Annotated in this window: 14 protein-coding genes and 1 tRNA gene; 8 read left to right on the forward strand and 7 right to left on the reverse strand. The window is 71.9% G+C overall.

Annotated features, from left to right (window positions below):
* Positions 1-35 precede the first annotated feature (35 nt).
* Positions 36-112, forward strand: a tRNA-Gly gene (locus tag HZB25_11415).
* Between the two features lie 120 nt (positions 113-232).
* Positions 233-1,522 carry an NnrS family protein gene (locus HZB25_11420; GenBank protein ID MBI5837847.1) on the forward strand — a complete coding sequence of 430 codons (1,290 nt, stop codon included), beginning with the start codon at positions 233-235 and terminating at the stop codon, positions 1,520-1,522.
* Here the strand turns inward: HZB25_11420 and HZB25_11425 are convergent.
* Together HZB25_11425 and HZB25_11430 are read right to left on the reverse strand one after the other, a co-directional pair.
* Positions 1,519-1,842, reverse strand: a complete 324-nt coding sequence (locus HZB25_11425; GenBank protein MBI5837848.1) for a divalent-cation tolerance protein CutA — start codon at positions 1,840-1,842, stop codon at positions 1,519-1,521. The two genes, HZB25_11420 and HZB25_11425, sit on opposite strands and share 4 nt — an antisense overlap.
* Positions 1,843-1,947: 105 nt before the next feature.
* Positions 1,948-3,090, reverse strand: a complete 1,143-nt coding sequence (locus tag HZB25_11430) for a hypothetical protein (GenBank protein ID MBI5837849.1) — start codon at positions 3,088-3,090, stop codon at positions 1,948-1,950.
* Positions 3,091-3,368: 278 nt separating this feature from the next.
* Here HZB25_11430 and HZB25_11435 point away from each other — a divergent pair, with 278 nt between their 5' ends.
* Positions 3,369-4,343, forward strand: coding sequence for a glycosyltransferase (locus HZB25_11435; GenBank protein ID MBI5837850.1), 975 nt, complete (start codon positions 3,369-3,371; stop codon positions 4,341-4,343).
* Here the strand turns inward: HZB25_11435 and HZB25_11440 are convergent.
* Both HZB25_11440 and HZB25_11445 read right to left on the reverse strand, forming a co-directional pair.
* A complete protein-coding gene (locus HZB25_11440) occupies positions 4,298-5,509 on the reverse strand; it encodes a Glu/Leu/Phe/Val dehydrogenase (protein MBI5837851.1) in 1,212 nt (403 codons plus the stop codon). The genes HZB25_11435 and HZB25_11440 overlap by 46 nt on opposite strands.
* Positions 5,506-6,834 carry a phenylacetate--CoA ligase family protein gene (locus tag HZB25_11445; GenBank protein MBI5837852.1) on the reverse strand — a complete coding sequence of 443 codons (1,329 nt, stop codon included), beginning with the start codon at positions 6,832-6,834 and terminating at the stop codon, positions 5,506-5,508. The genes HZB25_11440 and HZB25_11445 overlap by 4 nt, the downstream gene beginning before the upstream one ends.
* Before the next feature lie 55 nt (positions 6,835-6,889).
* On the opposite strand from HZB25_11445, the gene gatE reads away from it, so the two are divergent.
* Genes gatE through HZB25_11460 form a run of 3 tightly spaced genes read left to right on the forward strand, consistent with a single transcriptional unit; the run spans position 6,890 to position 11,854 of the window.
* Positions 6,890-8,971, forward strand: a complete 2,082-nt coding sequence (gatE, locus tag HZB25_11450; GenBank protein MBI5837853.1) for a Glu-tRNA(Gln) amidotransferase subunit GatE — start codon at positions 6,890-6,892, stop codon at positions 8,969-8,971.
* Positions 8,968-10,356, forward strand: a complete 1,389-nt coding sequence (gatD, locus tag HZB25_11455; GenBank protein ID MBI5837854.1) for a Glu-tRNA(Gln) amidotransferase subunit GatD — start codon at positions 8,968-8,970, stop codon at positions 10,354-10,356. The genes gatE and gatD overlap by 4 nt, the downstream gene beginning before the upstream one ends.
* Positions 10,357-10,390: 34 nt before the next feature.
* Complete coding sequence (locus tag HZB25_11460) at positions 10,391-11,854, forward strand: glutamine synthetase (GenBank protein MBI5837855.1); 1,464 nt, start codon at positions 10,391-10,393, stop codon at positions 11,852-11,854.
* 39 nt (positions 11,855-11,893) lie between these two features.
* Here the strand turns inward: HZB25_11460 and HZB25_11465 are convergent, their stop codons facing one another.
* Both HZB25_11465 and HZB25_11470 read right to left on the reverse strand, forming a co-directional pair.
* Positions 11,894-12,442: a BMC domain-containing protein gene (locus tag HZB25_11465; GenBank protein ID MBI5837856.1), complete on the reverse strand. Its 549-nt coding sequence runs from the start codon at positions 12,440-12,442 to the stop codon at positions 11,894-11,896.
* Positions 12,443-12,462: 20 nt separating this feature from the next.
* Positions 12,463-13,809 (reverse strand): 4Fe-4S dicluster domain-containing protein, encoded by a 1,347-nt coding sequence (locus HZB25_11470; protein ID MBI5837857.1) that lies wholly within the window; start codon positions 13,807-13,809, stop codon positions 12,463-12,465.
* Between the two features lie 153 nt (positions 13,810-13,962).
* Here HZB25_11470 and HZB25_11475 point away from each other — a divergent pair, with 153 nt between their 5' ends.
* Positions 13,963-14,244 carry an Lrp/AsnC ligand binding domain-containing protein gene (locus HZB25_11475; protein MBI5837858.1) on the forward strand — a complete coding sequence of 94 codons (282 nt, stop codon included), beginning with the start codon at positions 13,963-13,965 and terminating at the stop codon, positions 14,242-14,244.
* Here the strand turns inward: HZB25_11475 and HZB25_11480 are convergent.
* Complete coding sequence (locus HZB25_11480) at positions 14,193-14,642, reverse strand: hypothetical protein (GenBank protein ID MBI5837859.1); 450 nt, start codon at positions 14,640-14,642, stop codon at positions 14,193-14,195. The two genes, HZB25_11475 and HZB25_11480, sit on opposite strands and share 52 nt — an antisense overlap.
* A 118-nt stretch (positions 14,643-14,760) precedes the next feature.
* Between HZB25_11480 and HZB25_11485 the strand changes: the two genes are divergently transcribed.
* Positions 14,761-17,418, forward strand: coding sequence for an alpha amylase N-terminal ig-like domain-containing protein (locus HZB25_11485; GenBank protein MBI5837860.1), 2,658 nt, complete (start codon positions 14,761-14,763; stop codon positions 17,416-17,418).
* Positions 17,419-17,431: the final 13 nt, after the last annotated feature.

Below are 17,431 nucleotides of genomic sequence, written 5' to 3' on the forward strand. Positions count from 1 at the left end.
TCCCGGGGCTTCCCGTATCTTTGAGCCTCGAACAAGCGGAAGTAGCTCAGTCCGGTAGAGCTCCACCTTGCCAAGGTGGCTGTCGCGGGTTCAAATCCCGTCTTCCGCTCCATCGGAAATCACGGCCCTGGCGGACTCCGCCAGGGCCTTTTTTCACCCTTCTCAGCGCCCGCGCGCCGCGCCTAGACTGACCCGCCACGTCGGGATCGCCTGCGGGCTTGGAGGCCAGCCGATGAACATCCCCCTGAACCCCATGCCACGCCCCGCGGCTCCCCCCAAGCCCGCGGGCCCGGAGCCCTACCGGCTGCTGTTTCCCCTGGGAGTGGTCTATGGCCTCGCGGCCGCGCTGGTGTGGCCGCTGTTCGCCGCCGGCTGGATCCCCTACCCGGGGCTGCTGCACATGCAGCTGATGATCGAGGGTTTCGAGCTGTGCTTCGTGCTCGGGTTCTACCTCACCGCGATGCCCGCCTTCACGCACGCGGAGCGCTGCCGGCCGATCGAGCTGGGGCTGGCGGTGGCGAGCGCGATGCTGCTGGGAGCGTGCGCCGCGGGCGGCTGGGCCGCCGGCGCGCACGCGTGCTTCACCGCGGGCGTGGTGCTCCTCGTGGCCGCGACCGCGCGCCGCACGCGGGGCAATCCCATGCAGCCGCCCGAGGAATTCCAGTTCGTGTACCTGGGGCTGGCCCTGGGCCTGGCGGGCGGTGCGCTGCAGGTGGCCGCCTCCACCGGCTGGTTGGTGGAGCCCGCGCCGCGCCTGGGGCTGCGCCTGGCCTCGCTGGGCATGGAGCTCTCGATGGTGCTGGGGCTGGGCAGCCTGCTGGTGCCGACATTCGCCGGCATGCCGCGACCCATGGTGATCCGCGGCATCGCGCAGCCCGGGGAGCGCGCTCCCCGCCGCCGCCTCTACCTGCCCCTGGCCGCGGCGATGCTGCTGGCGTTTGTCTCCGAGGCCCTCGGGCTCCCCTTGGTCGGCGCGTGGCTGCGCGCGGCATCGGCCAGCGCGGTGGCGCTGATGGTGTGGAAGATCTACCTGCTGCCCGGGCGCCGCGACGCCACCGGCTTCTCCCTGTGGGGCTCCGGGTGGATGGTCGTGGCCGGGCTGTGGGGTGCGGTGGCATTCCCGGCCCGCGCGGTGGCCTTCCACCACGCGGTGTTCATCGGGGGCTTCGGCCTGATCACCCTGGGCATCGCGACGCGGGTGGTGGTGACCCACGGCGGCTACGCGCTCACCCGGGAGAAGCGGCTGCTCGGGCCGGCCACCGCGCTCGCGGTGTTGCTGTCGCTCGCGGCGCGGCTGGGCGCGGAGGTGCCGCTGCAGCAGAGCTCGCGCGCCTGGGTGATGGGGTTGGGAATCAGCGGGGCGCTGTGGGCGGTGGCGTGGGTGCTGTGGAGCTCCGGCGCCGCCGGGCCCATCGTGCGGCGAGATCCAGCCGGGCCCCATGCCCCGGCCCCCCCTGGAGAGCCAGCCGCGCGGGTAGAAGCCCTCCCGCGGGGCGCCACGTCCCGCCTCCGGGAGGGCTAGGCTTCGTCCAGTTGCCGCTCCAGCCACGCGAGGTAGGCGGGGGAGCCCGCCGACACCGGCAGGGCCAGGATCTCGGGTGTCTCGTAGGGGTGCAGCTCCTCGAGCCGGTCGCGCAGCGCCGGCCAGTGGTCCAGGTCGGTCTTCATCAGCACCACCACCTCGCGGTCGTCCTGGAGCTTGCCCTGCCAGCGGTAGATGGAGCGCGCCCCGGGCAGCAGGGTGCCGCAGGCGATGAACCGCTCGGACACGAGCTTGTTCACCGTGAGGGCGGCGTCCTCCTCCGTGGCGAAGGTGCTGATCACGACGACTTTGCCGGTCATGGTGCCTCCATCATAGCAGTCCCGCACGCGAAACGGCCACCCGGTCGGGCCGTGCCCGGGTGGCCGTCGAATTCGCAGGAAGCGCGCACTGCCGGGTGTCCCCCGCTAGGGGATATTGGCCACCAGGTGGCACTGGTCGCAACCGCCGGCGCTGTAGCCGCTGGGCGAGGCCGGAAACACCAATCCGAAGGCCTGGTCGGACCCGTGGGCCTTGTGGCAGCTGAGGCAGAAGACGCCGTTGGTGCTGGCGTTGATGGTGCGGGCGGAAGCATAGCTTGAAGACCCCTCGTTCAGCGGCCGCACCCGCGCGGTGGAACCGAAGCCGGAGCCCGTGCCGCCCTCCCAGTGGGCCGGCACCGTGGTGCCCCGGACTGCCCCCTGGGCGATGTTGTTGGTGGAGCTGCGCTCACTGTCGTAGGTCGGGTGCTTGGCGAAGTCCGCCGAACCGTGCGGGTCGTTGATGTAGTACCCGCCCGAGAACACGTGGTGGCAGTCCAGGCACATGTTGGAGGGTTCCCGGAGGCTGACGCTGTTGAGCGAGCCGTAGGCCACGTTCTCGGTCTCGTAGCGCTGCATGCCGTTGGCGGCGGGGTTCGTGAGCACACCCAGGTCCGGAGTCCCCTCGGGCCAGCTGATCCACTGCAGATTTCGCGCGATATTGTTGCCGTGCGGCGTGTGACAGTCGATGCAGGTGACCTTCTTCTGGTCCCCAGCGGAGAAGTGGCAGCGGTAGCAGTAGTCGTTGGGGCCCATCGGCAGGCCGCGGCCCAAGTCGTGGCCCTTGATGTTGGTCACCTCGGGCTGGTCGAAGTAGCCCGCGGAGCGGTTTGTGAGGCCATTGGCGTCGGCGCTGACCACGTCGGGCGCGAAGGTCTGCCCATCGTGGCAACTCAGGCACAGGTCCAGCGGGTCGGCGGCCTTGAGCAGGTTCCTGTTGGCGCCATTGGTGTACGGCACCTGCTCGTTCACGGCCGGCGAGGCGAGATTGTAGTAGTGGCTCTGCGATGCGTGCATGATGTGACAGTCGGTGCACACCAGTTGCGCCTGGTTGTGATAGTGGGGCAGGGCGTCGGGGTAGAGCCCGCTCCCGTCCATGGCGCCCGACGGCAACGCCACCCGGCCGCCGGAGCGGTGGATCTGGGTCTTGAGGATGTCACGTGAATCGGCGGCGGAAGCTTGCGAAGCGAAGGCGGAACATCCCAGCCCAACCCCAAACGCGATGACGAAGATGCAGCGTACCCAGCCCATTGCGGCCCCCCATGGGATGAGGTTCTCAGTTATCGCCCGGCACGAGGCCGAGCTCTTCCAATGTCTATTGGTGAATTTTATCACAAGCATGACAAGTCCGTCAAGCGGTTGTGAAAGTGGAAATTGGGGGCAGGAGGTGTAATTCGGAGGGTGGCCTGGCGGTGCGGGAATGGGCGTGCGGTCCCGACTTTGTTGCCATAAGCCACGGCATCCGAGAGGCTTCTGGTTCCGCTGGGGCCGGCGTTGAGCCCCGCGGGAGGGAGTAGTAGGCTGCGGAAATGAACCCCACCCCGTTCAACCCCGGTCCTCCGGAGTCTGCGGCCCCCCGCGCCGGTGTCCGGCCCGCAGCCGCCCCGCGCTTCTCTGTGATCCTGCCCACGCGCAACCGCAAGCTGCCGCTGCTCCGGGCGCTGGCATCCCTCGAGTCGCAGTCGCTCCCCCGGGAGACATACGAGATCATCGTCGTGGACGACGGCTGCGTGGATGGCACGGCCGCGGCGCTGGAAGCGCGAGCGCGGGCCGGGGGGCTGAGTGTGGCGCGCACCCCGGGCCTCGGCCCTGCGGCGGCGCGCAACGCGGGACTGGCGCTGGCCCGCGGGCGGATCCTGGCGTTCACCGACGACGATTGCGAAGTCCCGAGGGAGTGGCTGGAGCGCCTGGCCGACGCCCTGGGGCCGGGCGGAGCCGACGCGGTGGGGGGGAGCGCGCGGAACGGGCTGCCCTCGGCGCTGGCCGGGGTGTACCAGGACATGGCCGGGCATTTCTATCGCGTCCACAACCGGGAACCGGGGCGGGCCCGCTTCCTCACCACCAACAACTTCGCGTGTCGCCGGAGAGCGCTCGATGCAGTGGGGGGCTTCGACGAACGGTTCCGGCTCGGAGGCTCGGACCGCGAGATGGCCCAGCGGATGGTGGAGCGGGGACTGCGGGTGGACTACCGGCCGGAGCTCACGGTGATGCACTTCCACCATTTCCGCCTGCTCACGTTCCTCCGGCACCTGTACCTCCAGGGGAAGGGCTCCCACCTGTACCGCCGCGTGATCGCGCGCGAGCGGCCTTCTCCGGCCGGCGGACTCGGCGTCGCCGGATATGCCCGCATGCTCGCGGGCGTGGCCCGCGGGCACGGGTGGCGGGGAGGGGCGCTGCGCGTGGGCCTGGCGCTGCTGGGGCAGGCCGCGGTGCTGGCGGGCTTCGCGGTGGCCGCGGCTCAGTCCCCGGGCTCGGGAAAGAACATCGAGCGGGCGCGGGCGTAGCCCAGCGGTTCGCGGGCGAAGCGCGGCAGCCGGGCCAAGACCCAGCGGGCGGCGTGGAAGGCGGGCGGACGGCCCCGTTCGGCGAGCCGGTCCAGGCTGGTCTCCGCCTCCCGGGAGGCGAGGGCACGGAGCGGAACGCCCGAGTCCGCGGCGGCCCGCAGCAGCCGCTCGACCTTGCGGCGGTAGCCGCCCTCGAGAAGGGCGAAGATGTGCGCCGGCCCCAGGTGCCCCTCGAGGGTCGTGCCCAGCACGCCGCCGCAGTTGGCCACGAAGTCAGGCACCACCGCCACGCCGCGCTCCCCGAGCGCCACCTCGGTCTCCGGGTCCATCGCCACGTTCGCGGCGCACACCACCGCGCCGGCCCGCACCGCGTCCCGATTGGCCGCGTGCAGGGCCCAGCAGCGCGCGGCGGGCACCAGCACGTTGGCTGAAAGCTGCAGGAGGTCCTCGGGCTGCACGCGCCGGGCCGGCGGCGCGTGCAGCACCCAGTCGTCCCCGAAGGCGCGGCGAAGTTCCAGGAGCGCGTGGAGGTCCAGGCCGTCCAGGTCGGCCAGCGCGCCGGCGCGCGTGGACACGCCCACCAGGCGCGCGCCCGCGGCGTGCATGCGCCGCGCAAACTCCGTGCCCACGCGCCCGAACCCCTGCACCACGTACGTGGCGCCCTTCGGGCCGCGGCCCCGGTGGGCGAGGGCGGCCAGGGCGGCAAAGTACACCGTCCAGCCGGTGTAGACCCCCGAGGTGTCGGACCCGCGGGCGGCCCGGCGCGGCTGCCCGGCTCCCAGGAGCAGCGCGCGCAGATCGTCCAGGCTGCAACCCATGTCCAGTCCCGGGTTCCAGCCATCGCGCAGGTGGCCGCTCCAGCGGGCGCCGAGCTCCGCCAGCAGCCTCCTGCGCACCGGCTCGTGTTCGGGGGGCAGGCGCAGTGCGGCCTTCGCGCCACCGGAGCACAGCCCGAGGAAGCCGTACTTAATGGTCATGCAGCGGGCGCTGGCGGTGATTTCCTCCAGCGTGACGTCGGGCAGCACGCACAGGCCGCCCCAGGCGGTCCCGCGCACCCGGCGGTCCACGACCAGGTAGCCTTCCACACCGGGAAGCCCGAGCGGGGTGACCACCGTGAGCTCGGGCGCGGGCGCCGGGTCCGACAGTGTGGGTCCCGCGGGGGTCACGGTCGGGCTCCAGCCGGTTCCGCCGGCACTTCGGAGACCACCGCCGCCAGCTTCCCGTTGGGCGTGCGCGGTACCCGCTCCACGCGGACCACGTCCACGCGGATCCCGGGCTCGCGGCAGCCGTCGCGGATCGCCGACTCGATGGCCCGCTCGGACGCGGCCCCGAAGCCCGCCCCGGCGCGCACCTGCACTTCGAAGCGGTCCGGGGCCTTCTGGACGATGCGGTACTCCAGCACCCCGGGCACGTCCTCCATCAAGTTCACCGCCCGGGCGGACACGTGCCGGCCGCCGGGCAGGGTCAGCAGGTCGTCGCAGCGGCCGGCCACGCCGCGCAGGCCCTGGAACGGCAGCCCGCACGCGCACGGGCTCTCCGCGAGACGCACGCGATCCCCGAGACGGTAGCGGATCAGCGGCATCGCGCGCAGGTACAGCGGCGTGACCAGCACGTCGGCGAACCCGTCGGCGTCCCGCGTGGCGGGATCCGCCTCCACCACCGCCACGGTGGGCGGCACGTGCAGCGTGCCGTGATCGCATTCGAAGGCCAGCCGGAAGACCTCGGCGCTCCCGTAGCACTCGCGCACCGGGCAGCCGAAGGCGCGCTCCAGCAGCGCGCGCGTCGCGGGCGTGAGCACTTCGCCATGCGTGATCAGCCGCCGGGGCCGCGGCAGCGGCAGGCGCTGCTCTTCGGCGGCGCGCGCGGCGAGCGCCAGGAAGCTGGGGTATCCGTAGACCACCTCCGGTCGCAGCCGGACGAGGTCGGCGAGGACCGCTGCCGGGCCCTCGCGCAGGTCCACGTAGATCTGGCGCATGAAGCCCAGCCGCTCGATGGGCGTGGGGCGGCGGGCCGGGCCGGGCACCTGCACCTGGGCGTACCGGTCGCGCAGGCGGCCGCCGCAGGCCAGCAGCCCGTAGGCGAAGAAGGCCCAGCTCCGCGCGAAGTCGGCGTTCGAGAGCCGCAGCTGCAGCGGCGTGCCGGTGGACCCGGTGGTGGAGACCTTGACCAGCCGGGAGGGATCGCGGGCGACGCGCTCGTCGAGCAGGAGTTCGCCGGCGTCGCGCACCGCGGCCCGGTCCAGGACCGGCAGGCGGGCGAGATCGCCGGCGCATCGGATGTCGCCGGGTCGCACGCCGGCGCGGCGAAACCGCTCGCGGTAGAACGGCACGCGGGCCGCGGCGTGCTCCACGAGGCGCCGCAGCATGCGGGACTGGCGCTCGCGCACGGCCGCGGGGCTCCAGCGCTCCATGAGGCGCAGGGTCAGCAGCGTGCGGGCGCCCTCGGCGGCCAGCAGCAGCGGAAGGGAGCGGGAGTGGACCATGACAGGCATTGTAGCCTCCTGCTATAGTCGGCGCCATGAGGCGCTTCCCTCGCGAGACGCACCCATGACCTCCGAACGCCCGGCCGCCCCGGCGGCGGCCGCGATTCCCGCCGACTGGAACCCCCGGCGCGATCCTCCCCTCGATTTCCCGGACCTCGAGCCGTTCGAGATGACCCCCGCGGACTACCGCACCCTGGGCTTCCTGTCGGGGCTGGAGGTCCACCAGCAGCTCCTCACCCGCGGCAAGCTGTTCTGCCGCTGCCCGGCCGGCCGGCGCGTCACCCGGGTGGACGCCGAGGTGCTGCGGCACATGCGTCCCACGCTCAGCGAGCTGGGCGAGTACGACGGCTGCGCGCTGATGGAGTTCAAGACGAAGAAGGAGATCGTCTACCTGCTGGAGCGCGGCTCGGTGTGCACCTACGAGATGGACGACACGCCGCCATTTCCCATCGACGAGGAGGCCATTCGACTGGCGCTCGAGGTGGCGCTGCTGTTCCACCTGAACCTGGTCTCCGAGCTGCACGTGATGCGCAAGCAGTACCTGGACGGGTCCATTCCCACCGGGTTCCAGCGCACCGCCATGCTGGGGCTCGCCGGGGAGATCCCGTTCCGGGTGCCGGCGCTGGGGGTGGACCGGCCCCTGCGGATCCGGCAGTTCTCGCTGGAGGAGGATTCCTGCCGCGAGGTGAGCGACGTGGGGCACCGGATCACATTTCGCACCGACCGCCTGGGCACGCCGCTGATCGAGACGGTGACCGAGCCGGACTTCCTCACCCCGCTGGAGGTGCAGGCCGGCGGGCGGCTGCTGGCGCGGGTGGCGCAGGCCAGCGGCAAGGTCCGGCGCGGGGCCGGGGCGGCGCGCCAGGACACCAATGTGTCCGTGGCCGGCGGGCGGCGCGTCGAGATCAAGGGAGTGGGCCACCACCGCGGCCTGCCGCTCCTGACGCACGTGGAGGCCTTCCGCCAGCTCAACCTGCTCCGCATCCGCGCGGAGCTGTTGCGCCGCGGCGTGACCGCCGCGCAACTTCCCGTGCCCGGCCCCGGGCTGCCGTGGGAGGGTGCCGCCGGGGTGGTGGACGCCACGTCCACGCTCCGGCGCTGCGACTACATGCCCATCCGTGACGCGCTGGACCGCCGCGAGTCGGTGGTGGCGCTGCGCCTGCCGGGGTTCGAGGGCCTGCTGACCCGTCGCACCCAGCCGGGCGTGACCTTTGCGCGCGAATTCGCCGGGCGCGTGCGGGTGATCGCCTGCCTCACCGGGCGACCGTTCCTGATCCACTCCGATCTTGCCGACTACGGACCCAGCCAGGCCGAGTGGCGCTCGCTCCACAAGGCCGTGGGCGCGGAGCGCGGCGACGCGGTGGTGGTGCTGTGGGGTGCGGCGGCCGACGTGGCCACCGCCGTGCGCGAGGTCTACCTCAGGGCGCGCGACGCGCTGGAGGGCGTTCCCGCCGAGACCCGCCAGTCGCATCCCGACGGCACCAACGGCTTCGAGCGCATCCTGCCCGGGGCCGACCGCATGTACCCCGACACCGACACCCCGCCCAAGGCCATTCCGGACGCGTGGGTGCACGAGATCACAGCGCGCCTTCCGGAGCGCCCCTGGGACCGAGAGGACCGCTACCGGGTGCTGGGCCTGGACGGGGCGCTGGCGGCGGCCCTGGCGTGCGCGCCGCCGGCTGCGGCGCTCTTCGACGCGGCGGAGCCGCCCGCGGGAGCGCACGCGCGCCGGGTGGCGGGCGCGCTGCTGAAGCTCCCGCCGCGGAGGCTGCGCCGCATGGGCGCGATGCCGGACCCCGGGCCGGAGCGGCTGAAAGCGCTGGTGGCGGCGCTGGCGCGCGGCGACTTCCGGCCCGAAGCGTTCGATCGGGCGCTGGAGCGGGCGCTGCGCCAGCCGGCGCTGGCGGTGGGCGACATCGTGGCGGCCTTTCGCCCGCGGGCGGGCGACGACGCGGAACTGGACGGCCTGGTCCGCGCCACCGCCGCCGCCGCCGCGCGGGAGGCGCGCAGCCCGGACGCCGGGGCGAGGTTGCGCTGGGCGCTCGGCCGGGTGACCCCCGCGCTGCTCGGCCGGGTGGAGCCGGGAGTGATCCGGGAACGGCTGGAGGCGGCGCTGCGGGGGATCCCGGTGGAGGCGGTGCCATGAGCGACAATCCCCACAAGGGCTACCGCGAGCCGTGCCGGGCGGTGATGGAGCGCTTCGGGATCACGGTGTGGTGCGAGGTGCGCGCGCACACCACGCGCGGCGAGTTCGAGGGCCTGGTGCTGCCGCGCTCCGAGACCTCCGATCCCCTGCACCTGGTGCTGAAGCTGGGCAACGGCTACAACGTGGGCCTGCGCCACGACACCGTGCTCACGCTGGAGAAGACCGGCTACCGGGAGGCGCACTACAAGATCCCCGAGAAGGCGTTCCCGGTGGACCCGCGCAAGCCGAAGGTGAAGCTGCTGGGCACCGGCGGCACCATCGCCTCCCGCCTGGACTACCGCACCGGCGCGGTGATCCCCGCGTTCAGCCCCGGCGAACTGTACGGGTCGGTGCCGGAGCTGGCCGACATCTGCAACCTGGACACGCACAAGCTGTTCGGCGTGTTCTCCGAGAACATGGGCCCGGAGGAGTACCTGGCGCTGGCCGAGCACACCGGCCAGGCCATTCGCGCCGGCTACGACGGGGTGGTGGTGGGGCACGGCACCGACACCATGCACCACACCGCGGCGGCGCTCTCCTTCATGGTGCAGCGCCCGCCGGTGCCCATCGTGATGGTGGGCAGCCAGCGCTCCTCGGACCGGCCCTCCTCCGACGCGGCGCAGAACCTGATCAACGCCACCTGGGCCGCCGCCCACGGCCAGATCGCCGAGGTGATGGTGTGCATGTTCGGTCCCACGTCGGACCGCTACAACCTGCTGCACCGCGGCACCCGCGTGCGCAAGATGCACAGCAGCTACCGGAGCACCTTCCGCACCCTGGGCGACATCCCGCTGGCGATGGTGGAGAACGGCAGACTCACCCCGCTCAAGGACGACTTCGCGCCCCGGCGGCGCGACCGGGACGTGACGGTGCAGGCGGCGTTCGAGGAGAAGGTCACCATCGTCTACTACTACCCCAACATGCACCCGGACCTGATCGACGCCCTGGTGGAGAAGGGCTACAAGGGCATCATCATCGCCGGCACGGGGCTGGGGCACGTGAACCGCAAGATCTACCCGGCGCTGGAGCGGGCCCACCGGGCGGGTGTACAGTTGTACATGGCGCTGCAGACCCTGTGGGGCTTCGTGCAGATGTACGTGTACGAGACCGGGCGCGAGATCCTGGAACTGGGTGTGGTGCCCCTGGCGAACATGCTGCCGGAGGTGGCCTACATCAAGCTGGGCTGGGCGCTGGGGGTGCACCCGCACGACCCCGCCGCGGTCCGGGAGTTGATGACGCGCAACGTGGCGGGGGAGACCACCGAGCGGGAACCGCACGACGGCTACCTGGTGTTCCAGGGCGGCGTGCCGGAGATCCACGAGTTCCTGGGCAAGGTCTGGAAATAGGGCGGCGGGGACGCCGCCCGGGGCGGGGGGTGCGATGATCGAACAGGGTGCGATGCCGGGCACGGGGGACGGGCCGGAGGGCGGGGTGGCGGGAGCGGCCGGCACGCCTCCCCGGGTGGGGCAGGGCGGGGCGTTCCCCGCGTGCGCGCTGGAGCGGCTGCTGGGCCGGCCGGCGGCCGCGTGGGCGGTGGATGACCTCGTGGACCTGGTGGCGGAGCGGGGCATCCGCCTGGTCAGCCTGATGCACGTGGGTGGCGACGGCTGGCTCAAGACGCTGGACTTCGCTCCGCGCGACGCGGGCCACCTGCGGGACATCCTCGAGGGGGGCGAGCGCGCCGACGGCTCCAGCCTGTTCAAGGGCCTGGGCATCCGGACCGGCGCGTCGGACATCTTGCTGCGCCCGCGTCTCGCCACCGCGTTCCTCGATCCCTTCTCTCCCCTGCCCACGCTGGCGGTGCTGTGCGGACACGAGGGCCGCGACGGCGCGCCGCTGCCGCAGTCCCCGGACACCATCGTGCGGCGCGCCGCCGTTCGCGCCCGGGCGCGGGCCGGCGTGGAACTGCACGCGCTGGGCGAGGTCGAGTTCTTCCTCGGCCACCGGCCCTCCGACTTCGACATCTACGGCGCCGACGACCTGGGCTACCACGCCACCTCGCCGTTCGTGTTCGGCGAGGGACTGCGGCGGCGCGCCCTGGGTCTGCTCGCCGACATCGGGGTGCCGGTCAAGTACGGCCACAGCGAGGTCGGCTACGTGCAGGCCGGCGAGGCCGAGGGCTGGATCTGGGAGCAGCACGAAGTGGAACTGGCCCTCGCGCCGCTGGAGCGCGCGGCCGATGGGGTGGTGCTGGCGCAGTGGGTGATTCGCAACCTGGCGCGGCGCGAGGGCATGCGCGTCAGCTTCGATCCCATCCTGTCCCGGGGGCATGCCGGCAACGGGCTGCACTTCCACGTGTCTCCCGCGGTGGAAGGCGTGCCCCGCGGGGGTCGCGGTCCCGACGGGCAGCTGTGGCCGCAGGCGAAGTGGCTGATCGGCGGGCTGGTGCGGATGGGCGGAGCGCTGATGGCGTTCGGCAACCGCGGCGAGGAGTCCTTCGTGCGGCTGACGCAGGCCAAGGAGGCTCCGGGCAGCGTGTCGTGGGGCGAGTTCGACCGCCGCGCGCTGGTGCGCCTGCCGGTGGTGGCGGCCACGCCGGAGGGCCGCCCGGTATCCCCGCCGACGGTGGAGTTCCGCCTGCCCGACGGATCGGCCCAGCCGCACCTGCTGCTGGCGGGCCTGGCGCAGGCGATGCTCGCCGCCCGGTCGGAGGCGGACCTCGAGGGCCTGCTGCGCGCCACCGCCTCGGCCTCGCGCGGCGCGGCCGCCTCGCAGGGGGTGCGCGTGCCGCGGAACCTGCGGGAGGTCGCGGTGGAACTGGAACGCCACCGGGCGGCATTCGAAGCCGACGGAGTGTTCCCCGCCGCGATGCTGGACGGGGTGCTGGCCAGGCTGAAGGCCTAGCCGGGAACCCCCGCCCCGGGGCGGATGGGACCACCCCGCCTAGATGAACTGCTGCAGCACTTCCTTGCGCGGCGAGGGGATGACCACCGTCTGCACCAGCAGACCCTTGCGGGCGACCATCGCCGCGCCCGCCTCCACCGAGGCCTCCACGTCGGCGACTTCGCCGGTGAACAACACCCAGCCCTTGCCGCCGATGGCCATGGCCAGGTGGATCTCCACCAGCGTGATGTCGCTGGCCTTGGCGGCGGCGTCGGCGGCCTCCACGATGGAGGCGACCGAGAACGCCTCGATCACGCCCAGTGCGCGGGGCTCGGGCACGTGCGTGGTGCACGCGATCGCGGGGAAGACGCTCGGGTGCACGTTGGGGATGAGCAGGCTGTCCACCACCTGGTGACCGCCGACCTCCAGCCCTGCCTCCACGCTGGCGCGGACCTCCTCGACGTTGCCCCCGATGAGCACCATGTATTTTCCGGGGCAGATCGTGCGATTGACCACGATGCTCACCTGGGCGCGCTTGACCATCGCGTCGGCGACCTCGATCCCCTTGGCGATGCTGGAGAGTTCCACCAGGCCGATGGCAGCTTGCATGGTCTCGTCGTACCTCCGGTTCAGGCCCGTGACTGGATATGGACGCCCCGGCCGTCGACCGCCGTCACCACGCCCTCGATGCTGGCGTGGACGGCGCAGCCCAGCTGGTCGTCCGGGACGGCGCCCACCACGTCGCCGCGCGCCACGCGCGCGCCGGCAGCCACCGTGGGCGTGGCCGGCGCGCCGATGTGCGCGTCCATGGGGATGGTCACCCCGGCGGGCGCGCCGCCGCCCTCCACGAAACGCGCGTGGCGGTCGTAGCCCGTGAGCCCCAGGCGGCGGTACAGCATGGGAATCGGGATCTGTCGCCCGTGACGCATCGGATGGACCGGCCCGAACAGCTGCTCGAGCTCCCCAACGCTCCGGCGGATGCCGCGGGCCTTGAGCTCCCGCTTCGCGTCGGCGCAGATGTTCTTGGGATCGAGCTTCTCGGGGCACGCGAACAGCGTGCACACGTTGCACTCGCAGCAGTGCTCCGCCCACAGGCTCACGCGGTCCTTCTCCTCGCCGGTCATGAGCAGCGAGCGCATCACCTTGTGCGGCTCGATGGGATAGCCAAGGATGTAGCGGGGGCACATTTCCGTGCACAGCGAGCACTGGTCGCAGGTGCTGTGTCCCACGCGGTCGTAGTGGCGCCGCGGGGCGGTCTTGCGCTCCACCAGCGGGTGGTTTGCGGGCAGCACGATCAGCCCGGCGGTGGTCTTGGTGACCGGCAGTGAGAGGTCGGTCTCGGCCCCGCCCATCATCACGCCGCCGGTGAGCACCACCGGGTCGGCGCAGGTGAGGCCGCCGGCCAGCCCGACGCAGTCGGCGATGGAGACCCCCACGGGCACCACCGCGGTGACGGGCTCGGCCACCTCGCCGGTCACGGTCACGAACTTCTCGGTCACCGGCACCCCGTCCAGGGCGGCGGCCACGTTGGCGATGGTCTCGACGTTGTCCACCACCACGCCCACCTGCAGCGGGATGCCGCCGGGGCGCATGCGCCGCCCGGTGATGTCGTACACCAGCACGTACTCGTCGCCGGCGGGGTAGACGTCCTCCATCACGAACAACTCGATTCCCTCCGACGCGGCCGCGGGGCGCAGGGCGTCCAGCACGTCGGCGTTCTTGCGCTTGACCGCCAGCACCACCCGGGACGCCCCCGAGAGCTCACGCTGGATGGCGAGGCCGCGCAGCAGGGCGTCGCGCCGGTGGATCATCACCTCGCGGTCCTTGTACATCAGCGGCTCGCACTCGGCGCCGTTGGCGATGATGGTGTCGGCGCGGCCCTCGAGCTTGCGGTAGGTGGGAAAGCCCGCCCCGCCGGCGCCCACCACCCCCGCCGCGCGGATGGCGCGGATCGCCTCGTCTCTCGCGGTCTGCATGGGGCGGAGACTAGCACAAAGCAGGGCGCCGGGGGTGCGCCGCCGCGGGGGCTCTGGTACGCTCCCGCCGGTCGGTCGGACGGCCCGCCGCGCCGTGGCGCGCGCGCCGGGCGCATAACGAGATGTCCCCATCAACCAGCCCCGGAGGTCCCGATGGTCACTGCAGTCCTGCTGTTGAAGGTGGAGCGCGGACGGGTCAACGAGGTCGCCGAAGCGCTGGCCGACGTCCCCGGGGTCACCGAGGTGTACTCGGTGGCGGGCCGCTACGACCTGGTGGCGGTGTTGCGCGTGCGCGAGACCGAGCAGATGGCGGAGCTGGTGACGCGCGAGGTGGTGAAGGTGCAGGGCATCCGCGAGACGGAGACGCTCACCGCGTTCCGCGCCTACTCGCGCCACGATCTCGAGGCGGCCTTCTCGCTGGGCTTCCAGAAGTAGCGGGGCGCGGCGCCGCGCGGTCCGCGGAGCGTCCGCCGGGGCCCCCGGTGCAGCGCGCGGTACAGCCAGTCGCCGCTGCGATCCCCGGTGAACATCCTCCCGGTGCGGTTGGCACCGTGCGCCCCGGGGGCCAGCCCCACGATCAGCAGCCGCGCGACCGGGTCGCCGAAGCTGGGCACCGGCCGTCCCCAGCAAGTCTCGGCCGCGCAGGCGCGGCGGCGGGTGCGCGCCACCCCGGCACAGTGATCCCGGAGACGGGGACACAGGTCGCACCGCGCGATCCGGGCATTGAGGGCCTCCCACGCTGCCGGGGAATCGGCCTGGTTCCGGCTCCTGCTGATGGCGCTCTCCGTGGACGGGGTTCCTGCTGTTGGTGGCGGCCCGGGGCTCGAGCGCAGCAGACCCCGTGTGGCCCCGGGGCGGGCAATCCCCTACAATGGGGCGTCGCATCGGCAGTTCTCTCCGGCGCGAAGTCCGGCGCCGGCGGTTGGCTTGTATTGCGGGAGGCGGTGGCTCATGTCGAGATCTCGTTGCGATTCCCGGCGGCCGTGGAAATCCACGGTGGCGCTGGTGCCTGTTCTCCTCGCCTGCATGGCGGCCTGCGCGGCCGCCACGCAGGTCACGTTCCGCTACCAGCCGGTCATCGGTGGCGTGTCGTCGGTCGCGGTGGCCGGCGACTTCAACGGCTGGAATGTCAGCGCCAATCCCATGGCCGACCCCGGCAAGACCGGCGTGTACCAGGCGGTGGTGGAGTTGCCCCCGGGGCGCGTGATGTACAAGTTCGTGGTGAACGGCAGCCAGTGGATCACCGACGAGAGCGCCGCGGACTTCTCGCCCGACGGCTTCGGCGGGCAGAATTCGGTGCTGATCGTCACCGACAAGCCGGTGGTCGCGGGCCTGGGCTCCACGGTTAAGAAGGTGGAGGCCCCCAAGGCCGGCCTGCGTCGGGTGCCGTTCCGCTTCAAGCCCGCCACGCCGGTGCAGTCCGTGTGCCTGGCCGGCGCGTTCAACGACTGGACCGTCGGCAAGACCCCGATGACCGCCGCCGGGGGGGAGTACACCGTCACGCTGCTGCTGCCGCCGGGCGAGTATCCGTACAAGTTTGTGCTCGACGGCAGCCAGTGGACCCAGGACAAGGCCGGCGAGGACGGGAACGTGGACGATGGCTTCGGCGGGAAGAACTCCCTGCGCCGCGTGGATGACCGGTTCGCCGCGATCGAAGTGAAGCAGGGCGACGGAGAGATCTTCCCCGACGGGGTCGAGCACGCCCAGGGACCCGGCGAGGTGAACAACCTGGGCGGCGGCCGCGTCCAGTTCACCGCCCGCGCCCACCGCGACGACGTGGAGTCGGTGGACCTCGAGGTGTTCGGCGGCGGCGCGCCGGTGGTGACGCCGATGTCGCCGGTGAACCGGGACAAGGTGTTCGACTACTACCGCGCCGAGGTGACCGTGCCGGCGTCGGGCGCCGGGTACGTGTTCCGCTACACCGACGGCGGCCGGACGCAGTACCTCACGCGCAAGGGCTTCGCCGCCTCCGATGCGCAGGAGCGCTTCACGTTCGACGCCGCGAAGTTCCCCCCGTTCACCACCCCGGACTGGGTGAAGAACGGCGTCATCTACCAGATCTTCCCCGACCGGTTCCGCAACGGGAGCCAGGCCAACGATCCCGATTTCAAGGAGTGGTACTACCGGGGCAAGTCGGGCGCCGAGCCGAAGGGCCCGATCGACGTGGAGATCCAGGAGTACTACCACCTGGTGAAGGACTGGTCGAACAACGCGGTCATGACCCAGTGCCCGTGGACGAAGGACGGCCGCGACTGGATGGCCTTCTACGGCGGGGACGTGGAGGGCGTGCGCCAGAGCCTGGACTACCTCAAGGACCTCGGCGTCACGGTGATCTACTTCAACCCGCTGTTTCAGGGCAAGTCCACGCACAAGTACGACGCCACCGACTACCGGGCCATCGACCCGCACTTCGGCACCAACGGGGAGTTCAGGACATTCGTGAGCGAGGCCAAGGCCAGGGGCATCCGCATCATCCTGGACATCGTCTACAACCACTCCGGCAACACCCACTGGGCGTTCAAGGACGCCGTGGACAACGGCCCGAAGAGCCCCTACTACAACTGGTACGGCTTCCGGCAGTGGCCGCTTCCCGAGGGCTGGCCCAACGTGGGGCGCAGCTGGAAGCCCTCCGACTACTACGAATGCTGGTGGAACTTCGGGGACCTGCCCGCGCTGAAGTTCGACCTGGCGCACTCGCACGCCGAGGCCGCCCGCTTCGAGGACACCACGCAGGTGAAGGTGAACGGGCCGCTGGTGAGCCACCTGCTCGATGCCACCGAGTACTGGCTCAAGGAGGTGGACGCCGACGGCGTGCGCCTGGACGTGCCCAACGAGGTGCCGCGCTGGTTCTGGAAGATGTTCAACCAGCGGGTGAAGTCGGTGAAGCCGGACGCCTACATCGTGGGAGAATTGTGGGGCAACGCCACCGACTGGGTGAAGCCGGGCGTGTTCGACGCGGTGATGAACTACGCCTTCTTCCGCGACCCGGTGAGCAAGTTCCTGGGGATGGGACAGGGCACCGCGGCGGAGTTCGACGCCACGCTGGCCACCGGGCGACTGGCGTATCCCAGCCAGGCCGTCGAGGCGCAGATGAACCTCATTGACAGCCACGACACGGTGCGCTTCCTGACCCAGGTGAACGGCGACGTGAGCCGGCTGAAGCTGGCCGCGCTCTTCAGCATGACCTACGTCGGCGCGCCCACCATCTACTACGGCGACGAGGTGGGCATGACCGGCGGCAAGGACCCGGACTGCCGCCGCACGTTCCCGTGGGAGTGGCAGCAGGATCCGCAGCGGGTGGACCTGCACGACTACTACCGCTCGCTGACCCGGCTGCGCCACGCGCACGCCGCGCTGCGCACCGGCACCTTCCGCCCCGTGCACGCCTCGGGCATGGGTTACGCGTACGTCCGCAGCGGCGGCGGCGAGGACTTCCTGGTGGTGCTCAACGCCGGCCGCCAGCCGCTGGACATACCCTTCGACACCGCGGCATGGGGTGGGAAGGTGACCGCCACCGACGAATTGAGCGGCAAGATCGAGGCGTGGGCCGGTTCGGCCAGCATCGCAGTGCCGGCCTCCAGCGGACGGCTGTACCGAATCACGAAGTAGGGATTGAATCGGG

Source organism: Candidatus Eisenbacteria bacterium (genome assembly GCA_016235265.1).
Classification (GTDB): domain Bacteria; phylum Eisenbacteria; class RBG-16-71-46; order RBG-16-71-46; family JACRLI01; genus JACRLI01.

What these genes read in the sequence shown, in the direction of transcription:
- gatD (MBI5837854.1), top strand. Translation starts at nt 8,968, where the DNA reads ATGAGCGACAATCCCCACAAGGGCTACCGCGAGCCGTGCCGGGCGGTG.
- HZB25_11475 (MBI5837858.1), top strand. Translation starts at nt 13,963, where the DNA reads ATGGTCACTGCAGTCCTGCTGTTGAAGGTGGAGCGCGGACGGGTCAAC.
- HZB25_11460 (MBI5837855.1), top strand. Translation starts at nt 10,391, where the DNA reads ATGATCGAACAGGGTGCGATGCCGGGCACGGGGGACGGGCCGGAGGGC.
- HZB25_11465 (MBI5837856.1), bottom strand. Translation starts at nt 12,442, where the DNA reads ATGCAAGCTGCCATCGGCCTGGTGGAACTCTCCAGCATCGCCAAGGGG.
- HZB25_11485 (MBI5837860.1), top strand. Translation starts at nt 14,761, where the DNA reads ATGTCGAGATCTCGTTGCGATTCCCGGCGGCCGTGGAAATCCACGGTG.
- gatE (MBI5837853.1), top strand. Translation starts at nt 6,890, where the DNA reads ATGACCTCCGAACGCCCGGCCGCCCCGGCGGCGGCCGCGATTCCCGCC.
- HZB25_11420 (MBI5837847.1), top strand. Translation starts at nt 233, where the DNA reads ATGAACATCCCCCTGAACCCCATGCCACGCCCCGCGGCTCCCCCCAAG.
- HZB25_11435 (MBI5837850.1), top strand. Translation starts at nt 3,369, where the DNA reads ATGAACCCCACCCCGTTCAACCCCGGTCCTCCGGAGTCTGCGGCCCCC.
- HZB25_11430 (MBI5837849.1), bottom strand. Translation starts at nt 3,090, where the DNA reads ATGGGCTGGGTACGCTGCATCTTCGTCATCGCGTTTGGGGTTGGGCTG.
- HZB25_11470 (MBI5837857.1), bottom strand. Translation starts at nt 13,809, where the DNA reads ATGCAGACCGCGAGAGACGAGGCGATCCGCGCCATCCGCGCGGCGGGG.
- HZB25_11425 (MBI5837848.1), bottom strand. Translation starts at nt 1,842, where the DNA reads ATGACCGGCAAAGTCGTCGTGATCAGCACCTTCGCCACGGAGGAGGAC.
- HZB25_11445 (MBI5837852.1), bottom strand. Translation starts at nt 6,834, where the DNA reads ATGCCTGTCATGGTCCACTCCCGCTCCCTTCCGCTGCTGCTGGCCGCC.